This window comes from Clostridiales bacterium (assembly GCA_015243575.1).
GTDB classification, from domain to species: domain Bacteria; phylum Bacillota; class Clostridia; order Peptostreptococcales; family Anaerovoracaceae; genus Anoxybacterium; species Anoxybacterium hadale.
In genome coordinates this window covers 2,143,620-2,170,531 of the sequence record CP042469.1, presented here as the reverse complement: position 1 = coordinate 2,170,531, position 26,912 = coordinate 2,143,620, and the positions used below count along the sequence as shown (strand labels likewise).

The window sequence follows — 26,912 nt, the reverse complement described above, 5'->3', positions numbered from 1 at the left end:
TTATAACAAGGTGAGTGTACAGGCGGCAAATTTGTTCACTGACAAGGAAGACGCCCAAGGCATATCGGTCTATGGTGCAGGGAGGCTAACTCAGGCAGTGGGCAAATGTGCCCCTGCAAACCGTGTATGCTTTTGTAGACTGAGGCTATGCTACATTATATGATGTTTTTTTTCTAGTGCCACAAAAAAATTGAAGACAATCCCCGCAATTCATCGTTATATTAGACAGAAGGGGTTAAATAAGGGGGCGTCTGAAATAAGAAGCGAATCGATTCGAAATTGATTGCTGCATTTTGAGCGACCCCGGCGCATGGGGATTGAGAGAGGAGGGTGAGGATGATCCCAACAGATAAGAAAAACAGGATGCTGGAAGCATCTATAGCACAATATGGCAGGCTGATCTTCACCATCTGCAACTCAATGACAGGAGATCGCTTTGAAGCGGAGGATTTGGCACAGGATACCTTTTTGTCGGCTTATAAACATCTGGATACGTTTCAGGGAGACAACATGAAAGCGTGGCTTGTGACGATCGCTTCAAATAAATGCAGAGATTATCTCAAGAGCGCGGCGAGGAGAAGTATACCAAATTCGGGAGAGACCTTTGATTTGGTAAGAGACAAAGGACCTGAGCCGGATGAGGTGATTGTCAGCCGAGACACAGAAAAACGAGTTCTGGATCTGAGCCGGAGCTTGAAAGAACCCTATCAATCCATCGCAATAGCCTACTTTTGCGAACATAAAACCGCTCAGGATATTTCACGAGCGACAGGAAAAAACCTTAAAACCACTCAGACGCAGATCTATCGAACAAGATCGATGATGCGCAAACTATGGAAGGAGGAATTCGGATGAACAGGAATGAGCACTTAGCGCCAGAGCGGATTGATGACTTGAGAGCGGGACGATTAGCCTCTGACGAAGTGATTGAAATGTTGACGCATATAGGGGAATGCGTGCACTGTGCAGAAGCCCTGGGGGAACGTTACAAGGAGAACGAGCTGCTCCGACTTCCACCGGAATTCAGCAGAAAGGTTATGGAAACCTTAGGGATAGAGCGGGTTTCACACTCCATCGGAAAGAAAAACGGTATATGCGAACTTTATGCTTATAGCTTCAGAGTAGGTATTGCAGCCTGCATTGCCCTCATGCTGTTGTTCTCTGGGACACTGAATTACGGAGTTTCTCTTGGGCAATCCATCCATGGAGATTTTAAAGCTGTAGAGAGAATTACGGAAAACCTCAGAGGTTTTTCTGATAGACTGATTGATTTTAAGGGTATGACCGATTTAAAGGAGGTATTGTAAGTTGATTACAAAAAGAAGTAAGTTTTGGACTATCGTCTTCGCTTTTCTGCCAGGAGCAGGGCATATGTACAATGGTTTTATGAAGATGGGCGTCTCGTTCATGGGTTTGTTTTTTATCGTGTGGGCTTTGGCATCTTTCATCAATATTGGAGCCATTGCATTTCTCGCTCCGGTAATATGGTTTTACGCATTTTTTGATTGTATCAATAGGGTCTTTCAAGACGATGCGGAGTTCTACAACCAGGAAGATCGGTTCCTTTTTACGGTGGAACAACTGGAAAGATTCAACTGGAACATTCTTGGAAAGCAGAATCTGCTAATCGGCACAATTCTGGTTATAATTGGAATCTACGCAATCTGGAACAATGTAATTCTTGATACGCTTTGGACTTATAATCTGCTGCCTCAGGAAGTTTACAATCTGATTGTAAGTTTCGGAAGCATGATTCCTCAGCTGGTTGTTGGGGTACTGATCATTTGGGCTGGATTTGGGTTAATTATGGGAAAGAAGAGAGAAATAGAAAATGAGAGCCCGATAAAGGGAAACGCAGGGGGAGCGGAACGGGAAGCGGTTTGTTTTAAGGAACAGGAGGATAGCGATGAGGAGTAGGAGGGTAGGCACCTTAACCCTGGGACTGACATTAATTCTTGTAGGGGCGTTGTTTTTCCTGCATCTGTTCCAACCCGCAGTTATCTCCTATCCCTTTATCTTCAAACTTTGGCCGGCAATATTGATTCTTCTTGGGCTTGAAGTTCTTGCGGCATATCTGATCAATAAGCAGGAGCGGCTGATATACGACGGATGGGCAGTTTTTTTGATCATTCTACTGATGGCTCTGGCAGCCGTTATGGCGGGTGGTCAGCTACTGTTGGAAGAAGGTTTTGCCAGAGGATATATCCAATTTTGAAGCTAAAACAAAATAAAGATAAGAATAATCCAGCGAGGAAAAGTTCATCGCTGGATTATTTTATTATAAGCTATCACTTCATAGAGGCTGATTCGTATAGATTTCTTCGGCCCATACTGTTGTGCTGAGACCGCCACCGGAAGCAAAAATATGAACCTTATACAGTGTCCATAAAAAGGTATCCGGATCTTGTTGTCGAAGCAAGACAGTAGTGGTTCCCTCTGAATTAGTGGATATCGTAGGGGCCACCAACAGAGCGGTTGGGGTGAGCACATAATTCCCATGTGAAAAGGCTTCCGTGCCGCCTGTACTGATGGTGAATAAGAATAGGTCAATGGTTAAAGTGGGTATTGTAGCATAGATCGATAGACTCATAGTACTGGTCGAGATAAATTCCATGCGGAAAGTTGCTGAACCGAGTGTAAATTCTCCTGTGTCTCCCGCAGAGGCAATTTGATAAAGAAACAACTGCAGGGGTACACCCGGACCGGTGGGTCCAGTGGCTCCAGTAGGGCCGGTATCTCCGGTGGGGCCAGTGGGTCCAGTGTCTCCAGTGGGTCCAGTGTCTCCGGTAGGGCCGGTACCTCCGGTGGGTCCAGTGGGACCAGTGTCTCCGGTAGGACCAATGTCTCCAGTGGGGCCGGTATCTCCGGTAGGACCAATGTCTCCAGTGGGTCCAGTGCTCCCGATAGGCCCAGTATCTCCGGTGGGACCAGTATCTCCAGTAGATCCAGTGTCTCCAGTAGGGCCGGTATCTCCGGTAGGACCAATGTCTCCAGTGGGCCCAGTGCTCCCGATAGGCCCAGTATCTCCGGTGGGACCAGTAGCCCCAGTAGTAGTATCATTCTGGGCAATGATAATTGTTGATTTTATCGGAACCTTTGTATATAAATAGATAGCATCCGTACTAACATTGACAAGTGACGCTGTGACCGGCGCTGATAAAATTTCCAAAATACCGATACCCGTTACCTCATCTATTTTTATTGGCGAATTTCCTACAATAGAATCTCCCTGAGAAGAGATCAATGCGATTACAATTCCGTTGGTGGAGGATGAAGCTTGTGTTGATATCAGCCAGTTAAATACATATCTTCCAGGTTCGAAGAAGGTAATAATCCCATTTGAAGTATTATAATCAATGTTTCCGGATAAAAAGGAAATTGTATCAAAAATAATATTTTCTGATACCGCGATTTCTCCATCGGTAGTTCGATCTAATTGTAAAGCAATATTACTCATAATTGTTCCTCTTTTTGGTTTTAGATTATCGATTTAGATAGCACGTTTATGTTGTGCAGCGTATTTGCTATATTAATATGCTATAGATACAATAGGCTGTGATTACGAAACCTTAAGATTACCAGAAACTATGACAAGCGACTTTTGAAGCACTTGGTATGTAGCGTTGATTATCTGATAGGAATTTTTTGGTAAGACAAGATGTCTTGGAAGGGGTACCCCCTATATCTATGATGCAGAGAGAACCTTTAATCTCCTAATAAAATGAGACTGCTTTCGACAAAATAAATTGTATTATGTGTCGAATAAAGCGTGAACTTGTTGGAAACAGTGGGTTTTAGGAGTTAATTTTGTAGACGGAGTTTCGGGGATAATCGAGTTTCTAAAGCGCCGATATTTTGTTGGCATTTTTGATGCAAAACACAATATCTTGTAGTTGATAGAAAAAAACACCGTATTTTCTGAATGCTTTTATATAAAATATATTAGGAACTCCCAATTTTTTGATTCTTAGTGGTTGAAAAGTGGAGTGAAGTGGAGTATAGTGGTGTTACATTCAAACTTAGAGTGGAGAATTGTCAAGTGTTTATTGGAGAGTATCAAAATTCCATAGACTCAAAAGGCAGAATCATTGTCCCGTCGAAATTTAGAGATCAACTTGGCAGTAAGTTTATTTTGACCAAGGGGCTGGACAATTGTCTCTACATCTATCCTATGGAGGAATGGAGCCGCTTTGAAGATAAGCTGGGCAGCCTCCCCGTGTCCAATAAAGACGCAAGAGCTTTCGTCAGATATTTTTTTTCCAGTGCGGTTGAGTGCGAAGTGGACAAACAAGGAAGACTCACCATTCCGCAAAATCTCAGAGAACATGCAAAAATAGACAAAGAATTGGTAACAATAGGCGTATTGAGCAAGATCGAAATCTGGAGCAAGCAGGAATGGGACAACTATAACGAAGGATCCAACCTCGGACCTGACGATATCGCCGATAAGATGGCCGAGTTTGGAATATAGGTAAATCAATGGAATTCAAACATACCTCGGTACTGTTTTCTGAAACAATTAAAAATTTGAATATCAGCCCGGAAGGAACCTATGTAGACGGTACCCTTGGAGGAGGCGGTCATGCCTCTGGTATCTGTGAACGATTAGGGGAAAACGGGATTTTTATAGGAATTGACAGAGACGAAGATGCAATCAATGCAGCGCAAGAACGGCTAAAAGGCCATTCCTGCAGTAAAATTTATGTTCGTGACAACTATTCCAATATCAAAAGTATTCTGGAGGAGCAGGGGATTTCCGAAATTCAAGGTGCAGTTCTGGATTTAGGCGTGTCATCTTTCCAACTGGATAATTCTGAAAGAGGTTTCTCCTATATGCAGGATGCCCCATTGGATATGCGTATGAGCAGGGATGACTCACTGACTGCAGACATCGTCGTAAATGAATATGAGCAAAAGGAGCTAACAGAGCTCATTAAAAAATATGGGGAAGAACGATGGGCTTCGCGTATCAGCGAATTCATCGTAAAAGAGAGGAAGAAGCAGAGAATCAGGACCACTGGGGAACTGGTAAATGTGATTAAAGCTGCAATTCCAGCATCTGCGAGAAGAGAAGGACCTCATCCTGCGAAAAGAACCTTTCAGGCAATCAGGATTGAAGTAAATGACGAGCTTGGTCAGCTGGAACGTGCTGCTTCAGAATTCATTGACGTATTGGGTGAAGGAGGCAGACTTTGTATCATTACCTTCCATTCTCTGGAAGACAGGATTGTCAAGGAAGCATTTCAGCGAAGGGTCAATCCATGCACTTGTCCGAAAGAATTCCCCATCTGTACCTGCGGGAAAAAGCCGGATGTAAAGAAAATCAGCGGTAAGCCGATTCTTCCCTCGCCGCAGGAACTAGAGATGAACCCCCGGGCACGAAGCGCGAAATTGAGGGTAATAGAAAAGAAATTGAGGTAGATTCTTATGATGGCAGCAGAAAAGTGGTATGAATATCAAGATAGCTATAAGAAATATGGCCTTGATATGAAGCCAAAGACAATTAAAAAAGAACCCATAAAATCTAAGAGTCAGAGCTCGGGAATCAATGCAAAAGACAAATTTAGAATGCTGTCACTTACGGTATTCACAGGTGTACTTTGCGTTGGACTGATTATTGCCACAGCATACGCAGCAAGCATTAAATACAACATCAACTCGATGATTAAAGAAAACAGTGTGATTCAGGGCGAGATTGAAAATCTGAACGTTAAAATAGAAAGTGCGTCCAATATCCAGATTATTGAAGCGCGAGCCGTTGCAGAGCTAGGAATGCAATATCCTGGTTCGGAGCAGTTGGTTTTCGTTGATACCAACAAAGAGACCATCAAGGATTTTGCATTGGTACTCAAGGAACAGGCATATAATTGATTTTGAAGCTGTATAATTAAAATGAACTGAAAATAAATAAGATCATTCGCTGAATACTGACAACTACAGGAAACTTACAGGATCTTCAGATTTCAAAATAGATGTGTTTGATATAAATAACTGCATATTGTTAAGGATGAGCCAGATAACTTCATGATGAAACGATTATGTAATCTGGCTTTTGGCTTATGTCTTAATCAAAATAGTAATTTTCATAAGACCCGGACGACAAGCTTTGTAAGTCCAGCAAGTTTGTATGTTGAGCAAGAAAGGGAGAAGCAGACATGTCGCCTACGACGAACAAGAACAAAAGACGATTGGTATTGGTATTTGTATTAACGTGCCTCATGTGTACGGCCCTTGCTTTTCGCGTGGGCTGGATTCAGGTTGTAGCCAGTGAACGTTATGCAAAAATGGCCGTTGAGCAGCAGACGAGAGATGTTCCTATTCCTGCCAAGCGAGGTATTATTTACGATACAAATGGCAAGGAACTGGCGATCAGCGCTGTAACAAACAGTATCTGGGCGAGACCAGGAGTAGTAAAAAGCGCTGCAACGGAAGAAAAGTCACAGGAGAACCTTGAGAAGACTGCTTCTGCACTGGCAGAAATTCTGGAAATGGATCAAGAACAGGTATTAAAAATCATCAGCCAGAACCGAAGTCTTGTGAAAGTAGCAAAGTACGTTGATAAAGAAAAGGCAGATCAGATCAGGCAGAAGGGTCTGAAGGGGATTGAAATTGCAGAAGATGTAAAAAGATATTACCCCATGGGACCGTTTTTGGCCCATGTACTGGGAAGCACAACGGATGACAATAGGGGTCTTGCGGGTATCGAAATGAGGTATGACAAGTACTTGAGCGGGATTCCGGGAAGATGGATTAAAAATACCGACAGGGATGGCGACAGCTTGTCCTATGGAGTAGAAAAATATTTTCAGGCTGAAAACGGACTTAACCTTGTGCTGACCATTGACGAAGTGATCCAGCATTACGTGGAAAAAGCACTTGATACGGTTCAGGCGAACACTTCCGCAGATCGAGTCATGTGCATTGTAATGGATCCGAAGACCGGTGATATTTTAGCTATGGGTGTAACTCCTGATTACGATCCCAATAACCCGAGAGTGCCGCCCACAGAAGAAGGCGCTGCATACTTGGATAGCCTGACCGATGAAAAGAAGCTGGAATACTGGAATGCAATGTGGAGAAATCCGCTGGTCAGTGATACCTATGAACCAGGCTCCACCTTTAAACTGCTGACTACTGCCATCGCGTTAGAAGAAGGGGTAACCTCACTGGACGACAGGTTTGTCTGCACAGGGTCTATTGTTGTGGCAGGGCAGAAACTTAGGTGCTGGCGATCCTACAATCCCCACGGGGCGCAGAACCTCGTGCAGGCTGTAGGAAATTCTTGCAACCCAGTTTTCGTCCAGCTTGCACAGCGGGTCGGGTATGAAAAGTATTTTGACTACATGGAGCTTTTCGGGCTCAGAGATAAAACTGGAATTGACTATCCGGGTGAAGGTTATGCGATTCTACAAGATGAGGCATCGGCAGGACCGGTGGGGCTTGCAACCATGTCTTACGGGCAAGGTATTGCTGTGACTCCGATTCAGCTGATTACAGCAGTATCAGCGCTGGGGAATGAGGGGAAACTCATGCAGCCCAGAATTGTCAAGGAGCTGCGTGATAGCGACGGCAATGTAATTCAGAGCTTTAAGACAAAGGTGGTACGCCAGGTTGTTTCGAAAAAGACTGCCGATGAAATGAGCTTGATCATGGAAGCGGTTGTTGATGAGGGCGGCGGAGCTACTGCGAAGGTACCCGGCTACCGTATCGGCGGTAAAACCGGAACAGCAAACAAAGCCAAAGGAGGCGGCTACAGCGAGGAAACCTTCTCATCCTTTATCGGGATGGCTCCAATGGATGACCCTCGTATCGCAATTCTCATGATCGTGGATAATCCGAAAGGCGTAAAATTCGGAAGCCAGACTGCAGCGCCAGGCGTCAGATTAGTATTAGAAGAAACCTTAAGATATTTGAATATACAACCCTCATATAATGAGGAAGAAAAGCAGGCGATTGAAAGCGGATACGTAACCGTGCCGGATGTCACCAATATGCCATACCGCGATGCGATGGACATTTTGGGGAAAGCATCCCTTCTCTATACCGTTTCGCCGGCCGGTGATATTGCCCTTGATGACAATTTTAACGTCGTTGATCAGTATCCAAAGCCCGGTGAAAAGCTGCAAAAGGGAGGAACGGTCTGCCTATACCGAAATTAAGGAAAGTAATATAGGCAGCCGTTAACCGAAGTTTGTGCCGGACAGAGAACTGTATCGAGGCAGCTCTTCAGAGGTGATAAGACTGATTGGCAGTGATTGATGAAATCACTGTGAACAGCTTCCTAACCTCGGAAAAGCTGCGCATCAGCAGGAAGGGGAACGGCAAGGTGAAATTCAAGGATTTGCTATACGGAACAGATGTACCGTACGATGCTGACCTGGACGATCTTGAGGTTACAGGTCTGGCATATAATTCAAATAAGGTTGAAAAAGGATATGCGTTTATCTGTATCAAGGGTTATCATACAGACGGACATATTTATGCGATGGATGCTGCCTTTCGGGGTGCAGCTGTCATCATTTGCGAAGAAGATATCGACATCAAGGCGGTTCCGGTTGTCAGAACCGATGATAGTCGAAAACTACTTTCCAGGATATCGGCCAATTTCTATGGTGCGAAAGACGCTGTGTTTCACCTGTACGGAATTACCGGAACCAATGGAAAAACCACAATTTCCTGCATGCTGAAAAGCATCATTGAGGCAGATGCCCGCATCTGCGGTCTTCTGGGTACCATCGGCTATTACGTGGGCGGCAAAGAATATGAAGCGCAGAATACCACGCCTGAATCCAGTGATCTCCAGAGGATGTTTGCTGAAATGCGAGACGAAGGGATTGAGAACTGTGTCATGGAGGTCTCATCTCACGCGCTGGCGCTCGGAAAGGTTGATGACATCCGTTATGATGCTTCTGTCTTTACAAACCTGACAATGGATCATATGGATTTTCACAAAGATATAGAGGATTACTATCAGACGAAGAAGAAACTATTTTATTTAACAGAGGGAGCCTGCATAGTAAATCTTGATGATGATTATGGAAAACGGCTCTATGAGGAACTGAGACAAAACGGCAAGAAGGCAGTGGGCTATTCCCTGAAGGATAGAAAAGCTGATTACTGCGGAGAAATTCTTGAGACAACAGAGAAAGGATCTCTCGTCAAGGTGACGGAAAGTGGTTTGAAGACCACCCTTCTCAGGTTGAATACTCCGGGAATCTTCACAATTTACAATGGTCTTGCGGCTCTGGCCTGTGCCAGAGAAGGGGGATATTCCTATGATTCAATCCAGCGCGGTCTGGAAAAACTCAAAGGGGTACCGGGGCGCTTTGAATTGGTTGCCAACAGCAAGGAAGTCATCGTCATCGTAGACTATGCCCATACGCCAGACGCCCTTGAAAAAGTCCTGAAAACTGCCAATGACTTCAAGAAAGGCAGGTTGATCTGTGTCTTTGGCTGCGGCGGAGACAGAGACCAGAGAAAGCGATCCCTGATGGGAGCAGCCGCTGGAAGGTACAGCGATTACTGTATCATTACAAGCGATAATCCCAGAACGGAGCGTCAGGAAAGCATCACAGCAGACATCGAAGCCGGAATTTATGAAACAGGATGCAATTACGAAATTATAGAAAACAGATACGATGCGATTAAAAAAGCTGTTTCCATCTATAAAAAAGGTGACATAATATTAATAGCGGGGAAAGGACACGAGACCTACCAAATCATCGGTACAGAGAAATTTCATTTTGATGACAGAGAGACTGTAAAAACGATTATAGAAAACGGTGAATAATATGAAACGATTAACAATAGAAGAAATCACAGCAGCCATTGGGGGAAGATTGCTGCAGGGAGAGCCCACGGATACGGCAACAGGGGTATCCACCGACTCTAGAAAGGTGGAGGCCGGAGAACTGTTCTTTCCTTTGATCGGAGAACAGCATGATGCACACGATTTTATTCCTCAAGCATTGGAACGGGGCTGCAGGACAATTGTTCTGTCGCGTCAGCCGGAAATAAGCTCCGACAAATACAGCAATATCAACCTGATTCTGGTGAGGGATACGACAAAGGCACTTCAGGATCTGTCAGCTTATTATCTTTCCCAGCTTTCGCTTATAAAGATCGGCGTAACGGGGAGCACTGGAAAGACGTCTACAAAAGAGATGCTCTATTGGATTTTTTCGGAAAAGTATAAAGCATTCAGAAATGTGGGGAATCTGAACAACCACATCGGTCTGCCTTTGACAGTTCTCTCGCTGCCAGAGGACACGGAAGCCGGAATCTTCGAGATGGGAATGAGCGAACTTGGAGAAATTGACCTGCTTTCTGATATTGTCCGCCCCAATATTGGCATTATTACCAACATTGGTATTTCTCATATAGAGAATCTTGGGAGCAGAGAGAATATACTGAAGGCAAAGATGGAAATCACGAATTATTTTGATGAGGCGGGAACACTGATTGTAAATGAGGACAGCGATTTTCTATCCAGAGATATGGTTTCGGGCAACTATCGGACCGTTACCACGGGAGAGACGGGGAGAAGTGACTTTATCCTTTCCAATATCAATGACTACGGCGAGGACGGCATAGAATTTACCATAGAATTTAAAGAGGCTGTCCAGAGCTTCCGATTGAAGGTGCCGGGAAGACATAACGCATATAACGGCGCATTGGCTGTTGCAGCGGGTGTTCTTTGCGGCATCACAATGAAAGAGGCGGCGGCAGGTCTTCTGAAATTGGAAATTACTGATAAGAGGCTGAATATCAAGGGAAAAAACGGCATGAAGATCATAGATGATACCTACAATGCAAGCCCGGATTCTATGAAAGCCGCAATCGATGTACTGACTGTTACCAAGGGTTTTCGGAAAATAGCAATTCTTGCAGATATGTTTGAACTTGGTGAAAATGCGGCTGAATTCCATCGACAGGTGGGCAGATACGCTGCAGATCATTCTGTGGATCTGCTGTTTGCAGTCGGCAGTCAAGCAAAATACATTGCTGCAGGAGCTAAGGAAATACTTGGAGCGGACAAAATCCATTATTATGAAACAAAGGAGTTGCTGATGGACGATATTGGTAGTATGATATCATCTGGCGACGTCATACTGCTGAAGGGCTCGCGAGGAATGGCTATGGATCAGGTAGTCAAAAAAATAATGGAGATGAATTAAGCATGGATTATTTACAAATTGGAATAACGACCGCAATCGCATTTGTTATAGCTGCTGTGGGAACGCCGATGCTGCTTCCGGTTTTGAGAAGAATTAAGGCGGGGCAGAGCATTCGGGAAGATGGACCACAATCACATATGGTTAAATCAGGAACGCCAACCATGGGAGGCTTGGCCATTATCGGAGCCGTTGTCATCACCTGTCTAACCGCAGGCGGAGCAAACCGGGATATGGTGATCATTCTGACGGCGTTTGTCGCGTACGGCGCACTGGGATTTTTGGATGATTTTGTAAAGGTGTCGATGAAGCGGAATCTGGGACTGACCGCAAAGCAAAAGCTTGCACTTCAGATTCTGATTGCTGTAGGACTGGCATATTATCAATCGAGAGTTTCAGTCTACGGAACAACAGTATATATTCCAATTGTAAATCAATACTTGGATTTTGGCATATTTTATATTCCGTTCATCGCTTTTGTTGTGGTTTCCATGGTAAATGCGGTGAATCTCACCGATGGTCTGGATGGCTTGGCTTCCGGAGTTACTATGATTGTAGCACTATTTCTTGCTTTGGTTGGTTCCACTTACGGATTCACTACTACTACGATATTCTGTGCTGCTTTAGCGGGTGCATGTATCGGCTTTCTTCTTTACAACAGACACCCTGCCAAGGTGTTTATGGGTGATACAGGATCCCTTGCGCTGGGCGGCGGTATCGCTGCTGCGGCTATTATGATGAATATTGAACTGGTAATCCCTATCGCAGGCGGTGTCTACGTGGCAGAGGCGTTTTCCGTGATCCTGCAGGTTGTCAGCTATAAAACCAGACGAAAAAGAATCTTTAAAATGGCGCCTCTCCATCATCATTTCGAACTCAGCGGTTGGAAGGAAACAAAGGTAGTGGGCGTATTCTGGCTTGCAACTTTCCTGCTTTGTGTCGTAGGGTTTTTGATCGTATGATCCGGAAATAGTACGACAAAAATCTATGAATCTCTGATTCATGGATTTTAGTATTAATTCCGCCGAACGGAATGTGAAACGGAAGAAAGAGGGGATATTATGAACGAACTGAAAGATAAAAAAATTCTGGTGGTCGGAATGGGAAAATCCGGAATTGCGGCAACTCAGGCGCTTCTTAAGCTAGGGGCTGTGGTATCTGTTTATGACAGCAAGGATGAAGATAAAATCTGCGGGCAGCTGATACAATTTTTGAAAAATAAAAACGTCACCTGCTATTTCGGTGAAGAGCCAGATAATACCGGTGATCTTGATATGGTTGTGATCAGCCCTGGAGTTCCAACGGATACAGGGTTTGTACAGAAGGCGAAATCAGCGGGAGCCGAGGTAATTGGAGAGCTTGAGATTGCATACCGGGTGGGAAAAGGGAAGTATGTTGCCATTACCGGAACAAACGGAAAGACAACGACAACGACACTGGTGGGTGAGATCTTTGAAAATTCTGGACGAAAGACTTATGTTGTAGGCAATGTGGGCGTGGCAGTAATTTCGAAGGCTCTTTGCACCACGGAAGAGGATTGGCTTGTGACGGAAACCAGCAGCTTTCAGCTTGAGACTACAAAGCATTTCAAACCTGAGGTTTCCGCTCTGTTGAATATTACGCCGGATCATATGGATCGGCATAAAACTCTGGAAAATTATGCGCAGGCAAAAGCCAGAATTTTTCAGAATCAGGATGAGAATCAATATTTTGTTGTAAACTATGACGATGCAGAATCGTATCGACTGATCGCGCAGTGCAGAGCAAAAGTTGTTCCGTTCAGCAGAAAGGGTACCCTTGAAATGGGCTGTTTCGTTCTGGACGGCACCATCGTGATTCGAAATGAGCAAGGGCAGAACATCGAGATCTGCGGAATTCATGAACTGAAAATACCTGGCGCGCACAATCTTGAAAATGCGCTGGCAGCAGCAGCGATCGCGTATTTTGCAGGAATTGCTCCTGTGGTGATCAGCAAGACGCTCAGGTCCTTTGAAGGGGTTGAGCATCGCCTTGAATTCTCAGGAGAAGTGGACGGAGTACGATTTGTCAATGATTCAAAAGGAACGAACCCGGATGCTTCCATTAAGGCCATTGAGGCCATGAAAGAAAACATCATCCTAATCGCAGGAGGATACGATAAAGGTTCTGATTTTGAAGAATTTATCAACGCATTTCAAGGCCGCGTGAAACATATGATACTGCTTGGAAAAACCGCGCCAAAGATTAAGGAAACGGCGGAGCGATTGGGCTTTACAAACATCACCATGGCAAAGGGCATGGATGAATGTGTTAAAATTGGATATAAACTGGCAACGGCAGGGGACACAGTACTTCTTTCACCCGCCTGTGCCAGCTGGGATATGTACACTTGTTTTGAACAAAGGGGAGAACATTTTAAGAATTGTGTAAGGGATTTGGAGAAATAAATGGCCGGTAAAAAAAAGTCCCGAATGAAGTCGGGGGATTTTGTTTTAACCATCGTTGTGCTGGGCCTGGTGGTCTTCGGTGTGATCATGGTTTTCAGCTCCAGCTATTATAATGCTATCAATGACTCGGGAGATCCGTACGATTATCTAAAGAAGGATATTGTATGGGCGATGCTGGGCCTTGGTGCTATGATGTTCTGCGCTCTTTTTGACTACAGAATCTATGCAAAATTTGCTCCTACAATCCTGATTGCAGATCTGGTGCTGCTGGCCTTATTGTTTACACCTTTGGGGGTAACCAGAAATTACGCGACACGCTGGATCGGTATTGGTGAATTTACGATTATGCCGGGGGAAATTGCTAAGATTGCTGCAATCATCTTTGTATCGTGGTACCTAAGTAAAGATCCTAAGACAATTCGCTCCTTTACAAAAGGGGTGCTGCCGATGCTGGGACTCTGCGGAGCCTTTTTCGGACTGATTATTCTTCAGCCCAATTTGTCCACTGCGATTACGGTCTGCGGCATTATCATCGGCATCATGTTTGTAGCGGGATTGAATGTCATGTATTTGGGCGGAATATTAGGCATCGGAGCTGTGGGAATTACCTTTATGATACTCACTGATGAAGGCGGGTACCGATTGAAGCGTCTCACCAGCTTTCTCGATCCGTTTCAGGATCCACTCGGAGATGGGTATCAGGTAATTCAGTCGCTGCTGGCTTTAGGGTCGGGAGGGCTTTTCGGTGTCGGACTTGGTAAAAGTATCCAGAAAACCCTCTATCTGCCGGAGCCGCAGAATGATTTTATCTTTGCCATTATCGGTGAAGAGCTAGGATATATTGGATGTCTAGCGCTGATCGCCTGCTATATTATCCTGATCTGGAGGGGCACTCATATCGCTCTCAATGCTCCAGATATGTTCGGTACCCTTCTTGCTTCTGGCATTACCATCATGCTGGCGATTCAGGTGGTTCTAAATATTGCAGTTGTAACATCATCCATGCCGCCAACGGGAATCACCCTTCCGTTTGTAAGCTATGGAGGAAACGCCCTGATGCTCTTCATGGGCTCCATGGGTATTCTGCTGAATATATCAAGGCATTCGGCACGATGAATAAGTGAGGTAATTGAATGAAGGTAATCATGACCGGCGGTGGTACAGGAGGACATATTTATCCTGCCATCGCCATTGCAGATAAAATAAGGAGAAAGCATCCTGATGCGGAAGTTCTGTTTATAGGAACAGAACGCGGTATGGAAAAGGATCTTGTGCCGAAAAGCGGTTATGAAATCCGTTTTATCACTGTAAGCGGCTTTAACCGAAAAAAACTATGGAAAAATTTCAAAACGGCTTTGGATCTGGCAAAAGGAAACCATCAAGCTAATAAAATTATCAGCGATTTTAAGCCGGATCTTGTCATAGGAACCGGGGGTTATGTTTGCGGACCGGTGGTACGAGCTGCCCACAAAAAAGGGATTAGAACTTTTATTCACGAGCAAAACGCTTTTCCCGGAGTAACAAATAAACTTCTGGAAAAATATGTCGATAAAGTATTTGTAAGTTTCTCTGAATCCAAGGAGTACTTCAAGGATCAAAGTAAGCTAATCGTTACAGGGAATCCGATCCGTAAAAGTTTCTTGACCTGCGGAATGGGTAATAGCAGGGATAAACTGGAAATCAAGCCCAATGAGTTCGTGCTCCTGTGCTTTGGAGGCAGCCTTGGTGCAGGGAAGATCAACAGTACGATGATTCATGTGCTTGAAGCCTTCAATGGGCTTCCGGATGCCAGAGTGTTTTTTATCACCGGCAGGAATTACTATCATAAGGTTCTGGAATCCATTAAGGAACAGGGCATCGAACTGTCTGGGAATATCAAGGTTCTGGAATATGTGGACAACATGCATGAATATCTATCTTCTTCGGACCTAGTAATCAGCAGAGCGGGGGCCTTGACAGTTTCGGAGATCACTGCCTGCGGTAAGGCCGCAATTCTGATACCGTCTCCCAACGTCACGGGGAACCATCAGTACTTTAACGCCAAAGTGGTTGCGGATAAGGGCGGAGCGGTAATTCTGGAAGAAAAGGATTTGACGGAAGAAAAGCTCCTCGGCACTGTTATGCGGTTAAAAAATAATAAGGAAGCGCTGAATAGTATGTCTGCCGCCAGCGGCAAAGCTGGAAGGATGGATGCTACTGATGTGATTTATGACCATCTGGGGATATGAGTAACACCTTTTGCGGAAATTCATATTATGGAATAGTGTCTGATAGATGCAACGCCCAGGCTTTGTGTTTTCAGGCATTCGCTTACTAAATTATGCGGAATATGTTATTCTGCGGAGGTGTAATTCTTGTGGAACAATTTCGTATCAACGGTGGAAGGAAGCTGACAGGCGAGTATGAGTTAACCGGTGCGAAGAACGCAGTACTACCAATTCTTGCAGCGACCATCGTAACGGGAAACGAAAGCAAAATCAAAAGCTGTCCCGAACTATCGGATGTTCAGACAATGCTAACTATTCTAAAAGATCTTGGATGCAAAATTACGAAAGAAGCGGATGGCACAATTATCGATACCAATCCCATCAATTCGTATAGAATACCGGAGCATCTGATGAGAGAAATGAGATCCTCGGTTTTTTTAATGGGTCCCATGATTGCTAGATGCGGAAAAGTAATTTTGAGTTATCCGGGAGGCTGCGAAATAGGCCTGAGGCCCATCGATATTCATTTGTCCGCACTGCGGCAGCTTGGCGTTGAGATCAAAGAAGCCCATGGCTATCTTGAATGTACAGCAGATCGTCTGATCGGAAACCGAATTCTTTTGGATTTCCCAAGCGTAGGGGCGACAGAAAACGTTATGCTGGCAGCTACTGCTGCCGAAGGAGAAACCAGGATCATAAATCCGGCAAAGGAACCGGAGATCATTGATTTACAAAACTATCTTAACGCCTGCGGGGCGAAGATCAAAGGCGCTGGAACAGACGAAATCGTAATTCTGGGAAAACAGTCATATCACCAGGTGGAACATAAGGTCATTCCTGACCGAATCGAGGGAGGGACCATCTTAGCGGCAGTGGCAATTACGGGAGGCAATCTCGTGCTGAGAAATGCCATACCGGAACATATGGGTATGACGCTTTCCAAATTCAGGGAAGCAGGGTGCAGGATCAAGGAAAGGAAGGACTCCATAGAGATGTGGGCTCCAGCTAAGCTAAAAGCGATTGAAATGTTAAAGACCCTTCCGTATCCAGGCTTTCCTACGGATATGCAATCCCAATTTCTTACTGTGATGACGGTAGCGCAAGGTACGAGTCTCATCACAGAGACCATTTTCGAGAGCAGGTTTAAATATGTTGAGGAGCTGCGGAAAATGGGAGCTAAAATCAAAGTTGACGGTAGGTCGGCCATTGTTACCGGAGTAAAGAATCTCACCGGAGCAAGAGTGATGGCAAAGGATCTCAGGGGCGGTGCATCTTTGGTAATTGCAGGTTTGGGCGCATCCGGCGAGACCATTGTGGAAAATATCAACTATATTGATCGAGGCTATGACCATTTTGAAGAAGCGCTCAGTAAGATCGGTGCAGATATCAAGAGAGAGACCAATGAGGAAAATCATACATTCTGAGGAATTCACATATGAAAGAAAATGACAAGGGCAGGAAAAAAAAGAAGAGGAAGAAAAAACGTTACCTATTGAAATTCTTGATCACTGTTGCATTTGCAACGGGTTTATACTTCTTTTTTACATCAAGCCTGTTTGATATACAGAAAATTACGGTAGAAAATAATAATTACTATACAGCGGAACAAATCATCAGCCTGGCGGGCGCGAAGACGGGGGTTAATTTATTTGAAGCGCCTCTTTCTCAAATGAAGGAGAAGCTTTTAGAAGACCCATATGTCAAAAACGTCAAGTTGAAAAAAAGGCTTCCCGCCGAGGTTGTGATTATCGTTGATGAAAGAAAAGAGGAAGCAGCAATTCCCTATAGCAACAGCTTTATCATCATTGATGGGGAAGGGATGGTTCTTAGAAAATCGAATGTAGAGCCAACGCTGACCTTGCTTATGGGCATGACGGTGAAGAACATGAAACCGGGAACTCCGCTTGAGGTGGAGGAGAATGCCTCGTTAACGGATACTCTGAAGCTTCTTCGAAAAGTTAAGGAGCATGATTTGTTTTTCAAGAAGATCGATATTACCAGCATCTCCATCAAGGCTTATATTTATGATCAGCTTATTTGTGAGGGAACTCCAGAAAATATTATGGACAATCTGGACTCTTTACAGGAAGTGCTGTATGATTTATACACAAAGGGTATTGAGCGTGGTGTAATCAAAATGGGAAGTGATGAGTATTTCTCTTTCAGCCCTCTGGTTGAATAAGCTTGTTATCAGGCGATCGGAGCTTTGCGCACCGCGGCTATATCGGTTGTTTTGGACATAAGTCGTTCGACGATTGATGAGATTTGAGATCATATAGATTAGGAGTGAAGGAACAGATGAAAAAATACAGCGGTATGGTTGTGATTGGACTTCTGGCCATGTTCATCGGGCTGGTAATTTCCATTCAGATCACGACGACACAGGGGTCTGATCCAGGGGGGTTGGTTCCGGTAGCAAAGGCCCAGGGATATCTGGAGCAGCTGAAGCAGGTGAGAGTCGAAAAAGATGCAGCAGTTCAGGAATTAAATGAGCTGGAAGCAAGACTGGACAAGATCGAGAAAGAAAAGGCGGATGAAGACTTCTTTTTAAAGGGAATTGTTTCAGATCTAGAAAAATATAAAATAGCTGCGGGAGTTGTAGATGTGAAGGGCCCTGGAGTTGTGATCACGGTAGACGATCCGATTCCCACAGAAGAATTTACAAATGAATACAGCGTGATCATGCTCCGGTATGAGCTGCTCCTCAGTTTGGTTAACAAGATGAAGGATGCTGGTGCAGAAGCGATTTCCATCAATGGTCAGCGGATCATTGCGACAACAGAAATCAGCCTGGCTGGGGACAATGTAAATATTAATACCGTTCCTACAGCGCCGCCTTATATCATAAAAGCCATTGGGAATCCAGACACCATTGAATCAACCATCACAATTCGGTTCGGGATCATTGAACAGATGAAAAATTACGGGTTGAGAATTAACATCGATAAACAGGATGAACTGAAAGTACCCAGATACAGCGGGATTATCAAATATCGGTATGCAGAGTCTGTAGTGGAAGAATAGGTTGGTGATCTGGATGAAATGGAGAACGATCGCTTTCTTTTTTCTATGTGTCGCTGTTGGGCTTTTTATTGTAGTGCAGTCGAAGATCACCAACGGGCTGCAGCTTTACGTTTCGGCAAAAACCATAACCGATTATCAAACGACCATCGCAAGCGAAATTGAAGACACGGCCAGAATTGAAAAGCTGGTACAGGAAACAGAAAAAAAGCTTGCTGAGTATGAAGAAGTACTGAATGACGATGATAAAGATATTAAGGACAAACTTCTGGATGAGCTGAATTACTATAAACTGATCGGTTCAAAAACCAGAGTCAAGGGTGAAGGCGTTGTCGTGATCGTGGATGACGGAACCAGAGATCTTTATGAGGGAGAAGACCCCAACAGCGTATTGGTCCACGACATGGATCTTCTTACCATCATAAATGATTTGAATCGTTCCGGTGCGGAAGTGCTGGCGGTGAATGGACAGCGGGTAACAAATACAACCTCCATCTCCTGTTCGGGCTATACTGTGAGGATTAATGGACAGTTTTTTGCCAGGCCCTTTGAAATCCGAGCCATTGGAGATTCCAAGCGAATGGCAGCAGCTCTGATTGGCCCCGATGGTTATGGGACGCTGCTGCAGGACTATGGTGTTATTTTCAAGGTTACCATAAGAGACGAGCTTACGATACCGTTATATCCTGAAGATCAGAACTATAAATATACGACCAAGGTGAGTGAGGGGGAATAAATTTGTTAATTGCAATGATTTTGGGACTTTTGGGGGGGATTGTTCTTGGGTTTACCTTGAATGTTTCTTATCCTACTGAGTACTCGTTTTATATCACCATGGGCCTTTTGGCTGCAATCGACTCAATCATTGGGGCGGCCAGATCCCAACTTGAGGGTAAATACAACAACTTTATCTTCATTTCTGGGTTTATTACCAACGCCATACTAGCCGGACTGCTGGCATATTTGGGAGACCGACTGGGAGTACCTCTCTATTATGCGGCAATCTTTGTTTTCGGCGGAAGATTGTTCAATAATCTGGCGGTGATCAGAAGGCTTTTAATTGATAAGTACATGTTAAAAAAAGATAGCGATATCAATAAGAAATAGGTGCATTGGTGTAGTGCTTGTGGTATAATAATCGCAGTAATCTTGCGTTTGCGAGTATTATAACAGATTAGGTGCCCTGCGAAAATTTCGGCTTTATAAGCAGACATGGCTCAAAACGCAGTTGGCCGATCCTATGAAACCCTTGGATTGGTAGGATCATGATCACAATGGATTGCGCATTTGGTGTAACCGATATTGCTGTATGGAACCGTTCCTGAGTATATTGGACAGCAGGAGCGGTTTGCTTGCTTATAAATCCATTGTCGAACGGCGTTGCCGCAAGGAAAGAAATATCGAATCATAGCATGCGAAATGTTATGGCAGTTTATGATAAAATAAACATAATGAACATAATTTAGGTTACGGGAGGTTGCGGGACTATGTTACATTTCGAGGTGAACGAGCAAAGCACAGCACAGATAAAGGTAATAGGGGTTGGCGGCGGAGGAAGCAATGCTGTCAACAGAATGATAGAAACAGGATTGAACGGCGTACGGTTTATGGCAATTAATACGGACAAGCAGGCCTTGGCCGGTTCCAAAGCCGAAACGAAGTTACAGATCGGAGAAAAACTTACAAAAGGACTTGGGGCAGGTGCAAATCCCGAAGTTGGACAAAAGGCTGCTGAGGAAAATTTGGACGACCTTACTAAGTTCATATCCGGCTCTGATATGGTCTTTATTACAGCGGGAATGGGAGGCGGAACTGGAACTGGAGCTGCGCCGATTATCGCAAAGGCCGCCAAGGATCTGGGAATCCTTACGGTAGGAGTTGTAACAAAGCCTTTCACCTTTGAAGGAAAAAAAAGAAGAGATCATGCAGACCTTGGGATCAAATTTCTGAAAAAATATGTCGATTCACTGGTCGTTGTCCCCAACGATAAACTGCTTCAAATTGCAGAGAAGAATACCTCCATGCTGGAGGCATTTAAAATGGCTGACGAAGTATTAAAACAGGGTGTTCAGGGAATCTCTGATCTGATCGCAGAAGCGGGACTCATCAATCTGGATTTTGCAGATGTGAAGACCGTCATGAGCGACAGGGGCATCGCGCACATGGGCGTGGGAAGAGGTACAGGCGAAACTCGTGTTGCAGATGCAGTAAAAGCGGCTATTGAAAGCCCACTCCTGGAAACTTCCATCAACGGAGCGAAAGCGATCCTGCTTAACATTATGGGCGGTTACGATCTGGGAATGCTGGAGGTCAATGAAGCAGCGGATCAGATCGAAAAGGCTGCGGACAAGGATGCAATCGTAATCTTCGGCGCATCCGTAAAGGAAGAAATGAAGGATGAAATTATCATAACTGTTATTGCAACCGGATTTGAAGACAGACCCGCAGACATATTATCGCCAAGCAGAGACAAGGCAGAGGCTCATGCCGCGGAGGAAGATGGCGCAGGAAACACGTCAGGGGAGGATGCAGATAATCATCCCAAGGATGATATTTTCCAATCGAAAGTCACCGGTGCATTTGATATCCCGTCATTCCTGAGCAAGGATAAAATGGGAAGCTTCTAACTTAAGATTTGAAGGGTGAGCCGGGGTAAAAGCCGGCTTTTTCTAATACGATTGCAAATTTAGTCGTATTGTATTGTTTGAAAAGGCCTATAATTAGGGAGAAAGAATCATCGGAAATTGTGAATGAGGATGATTCAGACCGAACCATGGAGTGTGACATGAACGTAATAACTTCGCCGGATAACCGAATTTATAAGGGCGCCTCACAGCTGAAGCTGAAAAAACATCGGGATGAGCTGAGTCAATATCTCATTGAAGGCACCAATCTGATTCGGGAGGCACTGGCAGAAGGCGGAACTATCAAAACGCTGATTTTAAGCGAAGATTATGGAAGGTATCGCGATGCCACAGGGAATGCGACTTCCGCAGAAGCCCTTGCAATCGCCAAAGAAGCTGAATTTGAAGCAGAAAGAGCAGGAGCTCCAATCATTGTTTTAACTTCCCAGCTTTTTCGAAAGTTGTCCGATACAGAAACACCTCAGGGCATTATGGCAGTGGTAGAAAAGAAAAAGTACAGTGAAGCTGAATTTTTTGGAAGCGCTTCCGCCACAAACCTTATCGTACTAGATCGACTGCAGGATCCGGGTAACATTGGAACGATTCTGAGAACTGCGGATGCAGCAGGATATATGGGTGCCATACTGCTGAAGGGAACCGCTGATATCTATTCACCCAAGATTGTCAGAGCAGCGGCAGGTTCGCTGTTTCGCTTGCCGGTATTTATGACGGAAACGCCGGAGCAGACCATTCGCCTGCTCCGTAACTATAACAAGAAAATGATCTGTACCACGCTGGACACCGACCATTATTATTACGATGTGAATCTTGCACAAGATGCTGCCGTGATCATCGGCAATGAGGGAAACGGAGTTTGCAATGAATTTATAAAAGATTCTGACTTACAGGTTAAAATCCCTATGGAGGGAACCATCGAATCACTCAATGCAGCAGTAGCAGCAGGGATTCTCATGTATGAATCGGTAAGGCAGCGTCACAAGAATGTGCTTTGAACTGAGCATGATAGATAGACGCAAATAAGAGAAAAATTAATTATAGAAATGGAGATAGGTTTATGCAAAGTCAATTGATGAAAATTTTGCAGGAAGCGAAAGAACAATTGCAGATGGCTTCCTCAATCCTTGAAGCGGAAGACATCAGAGTCAAGGTGTTGGGAAAAAAGGGTCAGCTTACGGAGATCCTGCGTTCCATGGGTTCTTTAGGCCCGGAAGAGAGAAAAGATTTTGGAAAGGCTGCCAATACAGTACGTGCAGAGATTGAGTCGCTGCTTGAAGAAACCTTTACAGCGATGAAAGAGCACCAGAAAGCGGATAAATTTATAAAGGAGAAAATTGATGTGACGGAACCAGGAACCAAGGTAAGCCTGGGCGTGAAGCATCCTATCACCATCACTATAGATGAAATTTCTCGAATCTTTATGAGCATGGGCTTTAGTATTGCGGAGGGTCCTGAAGTTGAGACGGTGTTCAACAACTTTGATGCTCTGAATGCACCAAAGAATCATCCGTCAAGGGATATGACAGATACCTTCTATATTACAGAGAATACGCTGCTTCGTACACAGACCTCTCCTGTTCAGGCAAGAACGCTGATGAAAGAGAATCCCCCCATCAAAATCATTTCACCGGGACGCTGTTTCCGATGTGATACAGCGGATGCCACTCATTCGCCAATGTTCCATCAGGTGGAAGGACTGAATGTAGATGAGGGCATTACCATGGCAGATCTGAAGGGTACGCTGAATTCCTTTGCCAAGCAGCTCTTTGGTTCCAGAGTAAAAACCAAGTTCCGCCCCCATCATTTCCCGTTTACAGAACCCAGCGCAGAAATGGATGTTTCCTGCTTCAAATGCGGTGGCGCCGGCTGCAGATTCTGTAAGGGCAGCGGGTGGATCGAAATTCTCGGCTGCGGTATGGTTCATCCCAACGTGCTAAAGGTAGGCCATGTGGATACGGAAAAATATACGGGCTTTGCTTTCGGTATGGGCGTAGAGAGAATTGCGCTTCTAAAATATGAAATTGACGACATTAGACTGCTTTATGAGAACGATATGCGGTTCATTCAGCAATTTAAATGATCCTGTTTTGCTTATGGCGATTCAAATCAAAAGTCGATTTTAACTAGGAGGAAAAATGATATGTTAGTACCTATAGAATGGTTAAAGGAATATACAGACATCAAAGTAGATGTCGAACAGTTCTGTGAAAGAATGATCATGTCCGGCTCCAATATTGAAACAGTGGAACGTTTTGGAGAGGGAATTGAGAATGTAGTGGTCGGAAGGATTGTGGATATCGAAAAGCATCCTGATGCGGATAAGCTTCTCGTCACTCAGATTGATATCGGAGAAGAAGCGCTTCTTCAGATCGTTACAGGAGCTACAAATATTTTCGAGGGAGCTTACGTTCCTGTCGTTCTTCACGGTGGGAAGCTGCCTGGTGATAAAGTGATCAAGAAAGGCAGACTGAGAGGCGTTGAGTCAAACGGCATGCTCTGCTCTCCCGGGGAGCTGGGTTTCGAAGATAAGGTGATCCCTGTGGCACTGAAGGATGGAATCTGGATTCTGGATCAGGAATACCTGCTGGGTCAGGACATTGTAGAGGCGCTGGGGCTGAAAAATGCGGTGGTTGATTTTGAAATCACACCCAACAGACCGGATTGTCTGTCCATGATCGGGATGGGAAGAGAAGCGGCTGCGACCTTTGGAGGAACGCTGAGATATCCTGAGACCGACTGCCTGAAAGAAGAAGGCAAGGCCAAGGATTACATCGAGATTGAAATCAAGAAGCCTGAGCTTTGCAGACGCTATGTAGGAAGAATCGTAAAGGACGTAAAGATAGAGCAGTCCCCTTGGTGGCTGCAAAAACGACTGATCTATTCCGGTATGAGACCGATCAACAATATTGTTGATATCACCAATTATGTAATGCTGGAATATGGCCAGCCAATCCATGCTTTTGATATCAGAGATATTGCAGACAGTAAAATCGTTGTTGATACCGCAGAGGAAGGTGAGATTTTCACAACACTTGACGGAACAGAGCGGAAGCTGACCAGCAATATGCTGCTGATTAAGGATGGCAAACGAGGTGTAGCGATTGCAGGTGTTATGGGTGGCCTGAATTCCGAAATCAAGGAAGACACTGCGACGATCCTCATTGAAGCAGCAAACTTCAGCGGAGATAGCATCAGGGCAACATCCAAGAAGCTTGCTCTGCGTACCGAAGCCTCGTCCCGCTTTGAGAAAGGAATCGATCCAAATCTCAGCGAAACAGCAGCAGATCGGGTCTGTAAACTGATCGAGCTTCTGGGTGCGGGAACCGTTATCAAGGGATCTGTGGATGTTTATCCCACGAAGATAGACAATGATGCGGTAGCGGTTCGGGTAGAACGGGTTAACAACATTCTGGGTACGGATCTTTCCGGCAAGGAGATGGAAGAAATACTGGAAAGCCTTGAAATGCAGGTATCCAGACTGGGTAATAACATGAAGGTCACTCCTCCGACCATCCGACAGGACCTTCAGGAGGAAATCGACTTTGTAGAAGAAATTGCGAGAATCTATGGCTACGATAAATTACCGGTTACGCTGCCCAAAGGGAATGCAGAAGCAAAGAAGTCAAGGGAACGTACCCTGAGAGACAGAGCCAGAGAACTTATGACCGCAATGGGAGCCAACGAGATTCAAACCTATTCTTTCGTCAGCCCAAGAGGGGTGGACAATGTACGGATCGATGAAGATTCCTGGGAAAGAAATTTCGTGCGCCTGATCAATCCTCTCGGCGAAGAAAACAGTGTCATGAGGACGATCCTGACGCCCAATATGATGGACGTTCTGGGAAGAAATTACTCCAGAAACATCAGTTCGGTCAGAGCCTTTGAACTTGGAAATACCTTCTTTAAAAACCTGGATGAAGAAGAAGCACTCCCCGATGAAAGAGACGCCATGGCCGTTGGCTGCTATGGAGAAGGCGAAAGCTTCTTTACCCTGAAGGGTATGCTTGAGGAACTGTTTGCATCTTTGGGAATCCGGGGAACGGTATATGTGCCGGAAAGCGATTACGGTGTTTACCATCCGGGCAGGTGCGCAAGAATCAACTATAAAGATACAGAATTGGGTATCATGGGTGAAATTCATCCTGATGTTGCAGAAAAATACGGAATTGGAACAAGAGTCTTCTGCTGTGAACTTGCTTTTGATCAGGTCATACGCAATGCGGATACTACAAAGTTCTATAAGCCGCTTCCAAAGTATCCGGCGATTTCAAGAGATATCGCACTATTGGTCAAGGAAGAGGTTTATGTGGCCGAAATTGAGAGCATTATTAAAGAAATAGGTGGCAAGCTTTTGGAGAGTGTTTCTCTGTTTGATGTCTATCGAGGAAAGCAGGTTCAGGAGGGAAGAAAGAGTGCCGCCTTTGCGCTGAAGTACCGCGCGGCGGACAGAACGCTTACCGACGACGAGGTCGTGAAAGTACACCAGAAGGTATTGGATGCGTTAAAAGAAAAACTGGACGCTGTACTTCGGGAAATGTAATAAGGGGAGCGCTGATTTATTCCGTGAGCACAACGAATGGGCATCCATACTGATCGGTCAATCAGCGCTTTCTTTAAAAAATTTAAAGCGGCTAGGTTATTTAAGGAGGGTGCTCAGCTCGTGAACCGAAGAATTCCGATTCGGCTGAAGCCGAGGAATTCCTGTATTGCACCAACCAGACATTTGTTTCGCAAATGTTGTTAGGTGCGCAAGCGAGCGCCGAAGGGAACCATGGGTTCCTTAGCGGAGCGGCTTTAGCCGCCAAGGGGGGGAAAAGCATGGAGGATAACAACAAAGTAACGGTTAAAATCTACGGGCAGGAATATACCATTGCAGGGAATACGCCCAGGGAGCATATCATGCGGGTTGCCGACTACGTCAATACCAAAATGCATGAGATTTCCAGAGCTCTGCCTGCGGGCTCCATTTCATCGCTTGCGGTTTTATCCGCCGTCAATGTTGCGGATGATTACTTTACAGCTGTGGAGAGGCTCAGCGGCCTGAAGCTGCAAAACGAACAGCTTGAGAAAGATTCCAAACACTATGTACAGCTTTGGGATGAAGCAAAGAAAAGTTTCCTGCAGTACAAAGAGGATGCCCAGGCGAGCATTGAACAGAGAGAGGAGCTGCAGAGGCTTTTCAACGAGAAGACTGTGGATCTTGACAGAATGACCACTACCTACAGGCAACTGGAGGAAAAATACACTGCGCTTCTCAGTAAAAATGAAGAACTGTCCAGCAGACTTAAAACCCAGCAGGAAGATAAGGCCGTAGAGTCGTCTGCTATGAAGGAGCTGGAAGCTAAGTGCAAGGATATGGAAAATAGCTTCTTTGACATTCAAATGGAGAATATTCGCCTTAAGGGTGAACTGGAACGCTATAAAAAGATGGTGGAGTAAAAA

The 26,912-nt window shown here is 45.0% G+C and carries 24 protein-coding genes and 1 pseudogene; 24 read left to right on the top strand and 1 reads right to left on the bottom strand.

The features are described 5' to 3' along the window. Positions 1–336 precede the first annotated feature (336 nt). From FRZ06_09485 to FRZ06_09470, 4 genes are read left to right on the top strand one after another with little or no spacing between them, the layout of a single operon-like run. Positions 337–855, top strand: coding sequence for an RNA polymerase sigma factor (locus FRZ06_09485; GenBank protein ID QOX63567.1), 519 nt, complete (start codon positions 337–339; stop codon positions 853–855). Next, positions 852–1,307: a hypothetical protein gene (locus FRZ06_09480; protein ID QOX63566.1), complete on the top strand. Its 456-nt coding sequence runs from the start codon at positions 852–854 to the stop codon at positions 1,305–1,307. Before FRZ06_09485 ends, FRZ06_09480 begins: the two co-directional genes overlap by 4 nt. A gap of 1 nt (position 1,308) precedes the next feature. Further along, positions 1,309–1,917, top strand: a complete 609-nt coding sequence (locus tag FRZ06_09475; GenBank protein ID QOX63565.1) for a hypothetical protein — start codon at positions 1,309–1,311, stop codon at positions 1,915–1,917. Further along, complete coding sequence (locus FRZ06_09470) at positions 1,907–2,215, top strand: hypothetical protein (protein QOX63564.1); 309 nt, start codon at positions 1,907–1,909, stop codon at positions 2,213–2,215. Before FRZ06_09475 ends, FRZ06_09470 begins: the two co-directional genes overlap by 11 nt. A 486-nt stretch (positions 2,216–2,701) precedes the next feature. Here FRZ06_09470 and FRZ06_09465 read toward each other — a convergent pair. Beyond that, a pseudogene (locus FRZ06_09465) lies at positions 2,702–3,049 on the bottom strand (collagen-like protein). Between the two features lie 990 nt (positions 3,050–4,039). On the opposite strand from FRZ06_09465, the gene mraZ reads away from it, so the two are divergent. The 20 genes from mraZ to zapA all read left to right on the top strand — a co-directional run bounded on the left by mraZ (position 4,040) and on the right by zapA (position 26,909). Next, positions 4,040–4,471 (top strand): division/cell wall cluster transcriptional repressor MraZ, encoded by a 432-nt coding sequence (mraZ, locus tag FRZ06_09460; protein ID QOX63563.1) that lies wholly within the window; start codon positions 4,040–4,042, stop codon positions 4,469–4,471. Positions 4,472–4,479: 8 nt separating this feature from the next. Next, on the top strand, positions 4,480–5,421 hold the full coding sequence (gene rsmH / locus FRZ06_09455; GenBank protein QOX63562.1) for a 16S rRNA (cytosine(1402)-N(4))-methyltransferase RsmH: 942 nt from the start codon (positions 4,480–4,482) through the stop codon (positions 5,419–5,421). A gap of 6 nt (positions 5,422–5,427) precedes the next feature. Then, positions 5,428–5,871, top strand: a complete 444-nt coding sequence (locus FRZ06_09450) for a hypothetical protein (GenBank protein ID QOX63561.1) — start codon at positions 5,428–5,430, stop codon at positions 5,869–5,871. 284 nt (positions 5,872–6,155) lie between these two features. After that, the gene (locus FRZ06_09445; protein ID QOX63560.1) at positions 6,156–8,159 is read left to right on the top strand and encodes a PASTA domain-containing protein; all 2,004 of its coding nucleotides are present in this window, start codon (positions 6,156–6,158) and stop codon (positions 8,157–8,159) included. Between the two features lie 86 nt (positions 8,160–8,245). Beyond that, positions 8,246–9,790: a UDP-N-acetylmuramoyl-L-alanyl-D-glutamate--2,6-diaminopimelate ligase gene (locus FRZ06_09440; protein QOX63559.1), complete on the top strand. Its 1,545-nt coding sequence runs from the start codon at positions 8,246–8,248 to the stop codon at positions 9,788–9,790. 1 nt (position 9,791) lies between these two features. Then, entirely contained in the window at positions 9,792–11,177 is a 1,386-nt protein-coding gene (locus FRZ06_09435; protein QOX63558.1) for a UDP-N-acetylmuramoyl-tripeptide--D-alanyl-D-alanine ligase, read from the top strand. A gap of 2 nt (positions 11,178–11,179) precedes the next feature. Next, complete coding sequence (locus tag FRZ06_09430) at positions 11,180–12,136, top strand: phospho-N-acetylmuramoyl-pentapeptide-transferase (protein ID QOX63557.1); 957 nt, start codon at positions 11,180–11,182, stop codon at positions 12,134–12,136. A gap of 99 nt (positions 12,137–12,235) precedes the next feature. After that, entirely contained in the window at positions 12,236–13,600 is a 1,365-nt protein-coding gene (locus tag FRZ06_09425) for a UDP-N-acetylmuramoyl-L-alanine--D-glutamate ligase (GenBank protein QOX63556.1), read from the top strand. Beyond that, positions 13,601–14,716, top strand: a complete 1,116-nt coding sequence (gene ftsW / locus FRZ06_09420; GenBank protein QOX63555.1) for a putative lipid II flippase FtsW — start codon at positions 13,601–13,603, stop codon at positions 14,714–14,716. 17 nt (positions 14,717–14,733) lie between these two features. Beyond that, a complete protein-coding gene (murG, locus tag FRZ06_09415) occupies positions 14,734–15,828 on the top strand; it encodes an undecaprenyldiphospho-muramoylpentapeptide beta-N-acetylglucosaminyltransferase (protein QOX63554.1) in 1,095 nt (364 codons plus the stop codon). A gap of 128 nt (positions 15,829–15,956) precedes the next feature. Beyond that, the gene (murA, locus tag FRZ06_09410) at positions 15,957–17,231 is read left to right on the top strand and encodes a UDP-N-acetylglucosamine 1-carboxyvinyltransferase (protein ID QOX63553.1); all 1,275 of its coding nucleotides are present in this window, start codon (positions 15,957–15,959) and stop codon (positions 17,229–17,231) included. A gap of 11 nt (positions 17,232–17,242) precedes the next feature. Further along, positions 17,243–17,989 (top strand): FtsQ-type POTRA domain-containing protein, encoded by a 747-nt coding sequence (locus tag FRZ06_09405; GenBank protein ID QOX63552.1) that lies wholly within the window; start codon positions 17,243–17,245, stop codon positions 17,987–17,989. Positions 17,990–18,105: 116 nt separating this feature from the next. Continuing rightward, entirely contained in the window at positions 18,106–18,831 is a 726-nt protein-coding gene (locus FRZ06_09400; GenBank protein QOX63551.1) for a DUF881 domain-containing protein, read from the top strand. 13 nt (positions 18,832–18,844) lie between these two features. Then, a complete protein-coding gene (locus FRZ06_09395; protein QOX63550.1) occupies positions 18,845–19,564 on the top strand; it encodes a DUF881 domain-containing protein in 720 nt (239 codons plus the stop codon). Between the two features lie 2 nt (positions 19,565–19,566). Continuing rightward, entirely contained in the window at positions 19,567–19,935 is a 369-nt protein-coding gene (locus FRZ06_09390) for a DUF1290 domain-containing protein (GenBank protein ID QOX63549.1), read from the top strand. A 380-nt stretch (positions 19,936–20,315) separates the two neighbouring features. Beyond that, a complete protein-coding gene (gene ftsZ / locus FRZ06_09385) occupies positions 20,316–21,455 on the top strand; it encodes a cell division protein FtsZ (protein QOX63548.1) in 1,140 nt (379 codons plus the stop codon). A 119-nt stretch (positions 21,456–21,574) separates the two neighbouring features. Continuing rightward, on the top strand, positions 21,575–22,465 hold the full coding sequence (locus FRZ06_09380; protein ID QOX63547.1) for an RNA methyltransferase: 891 nt from the start codon (positions 21,575–21,577) through the stop codon (positions 22,463–22,465). 62 nt (positions 22,466–22,527) lie between these two features. Then, entirely contained in the window at positions 22,528–23,550 is a 1,023-nt protein-coding gene (gene pheS / locus FRZ06_09375; protein ID QOX63546.1) for a phenylalanine--tRNA ligase subunit alpha, read from the top strand. 60 nt (positions 23,551–23,610) lie between these two features. Further along, on the top strand, positions 23,611–26,010 hold the full coding sequence (locus FRZ06_09370) for a phenylalanine--tRNA ligase subunit beta (protein ID QOX63545.1): 2,400 nt from the start codon (positions 23,611–23,613) through the stop codon (positions 26,008–26,010). 194 nt (positions 26,011–26,204) lie between these two features. Further along, positions 26,205–26,909 (top strand): cell division protein ZapA, encoded by a 705-nt coding sequence (zapA, locus tag FRZ06_09365; GenBank protein QOX63544.1) that lies wholly within the window; start codon positions 26,205–26,207, stop codon positions 26,907–26,909. Positions 26,910–26,912: the final 3 nt, after the last annotated feature.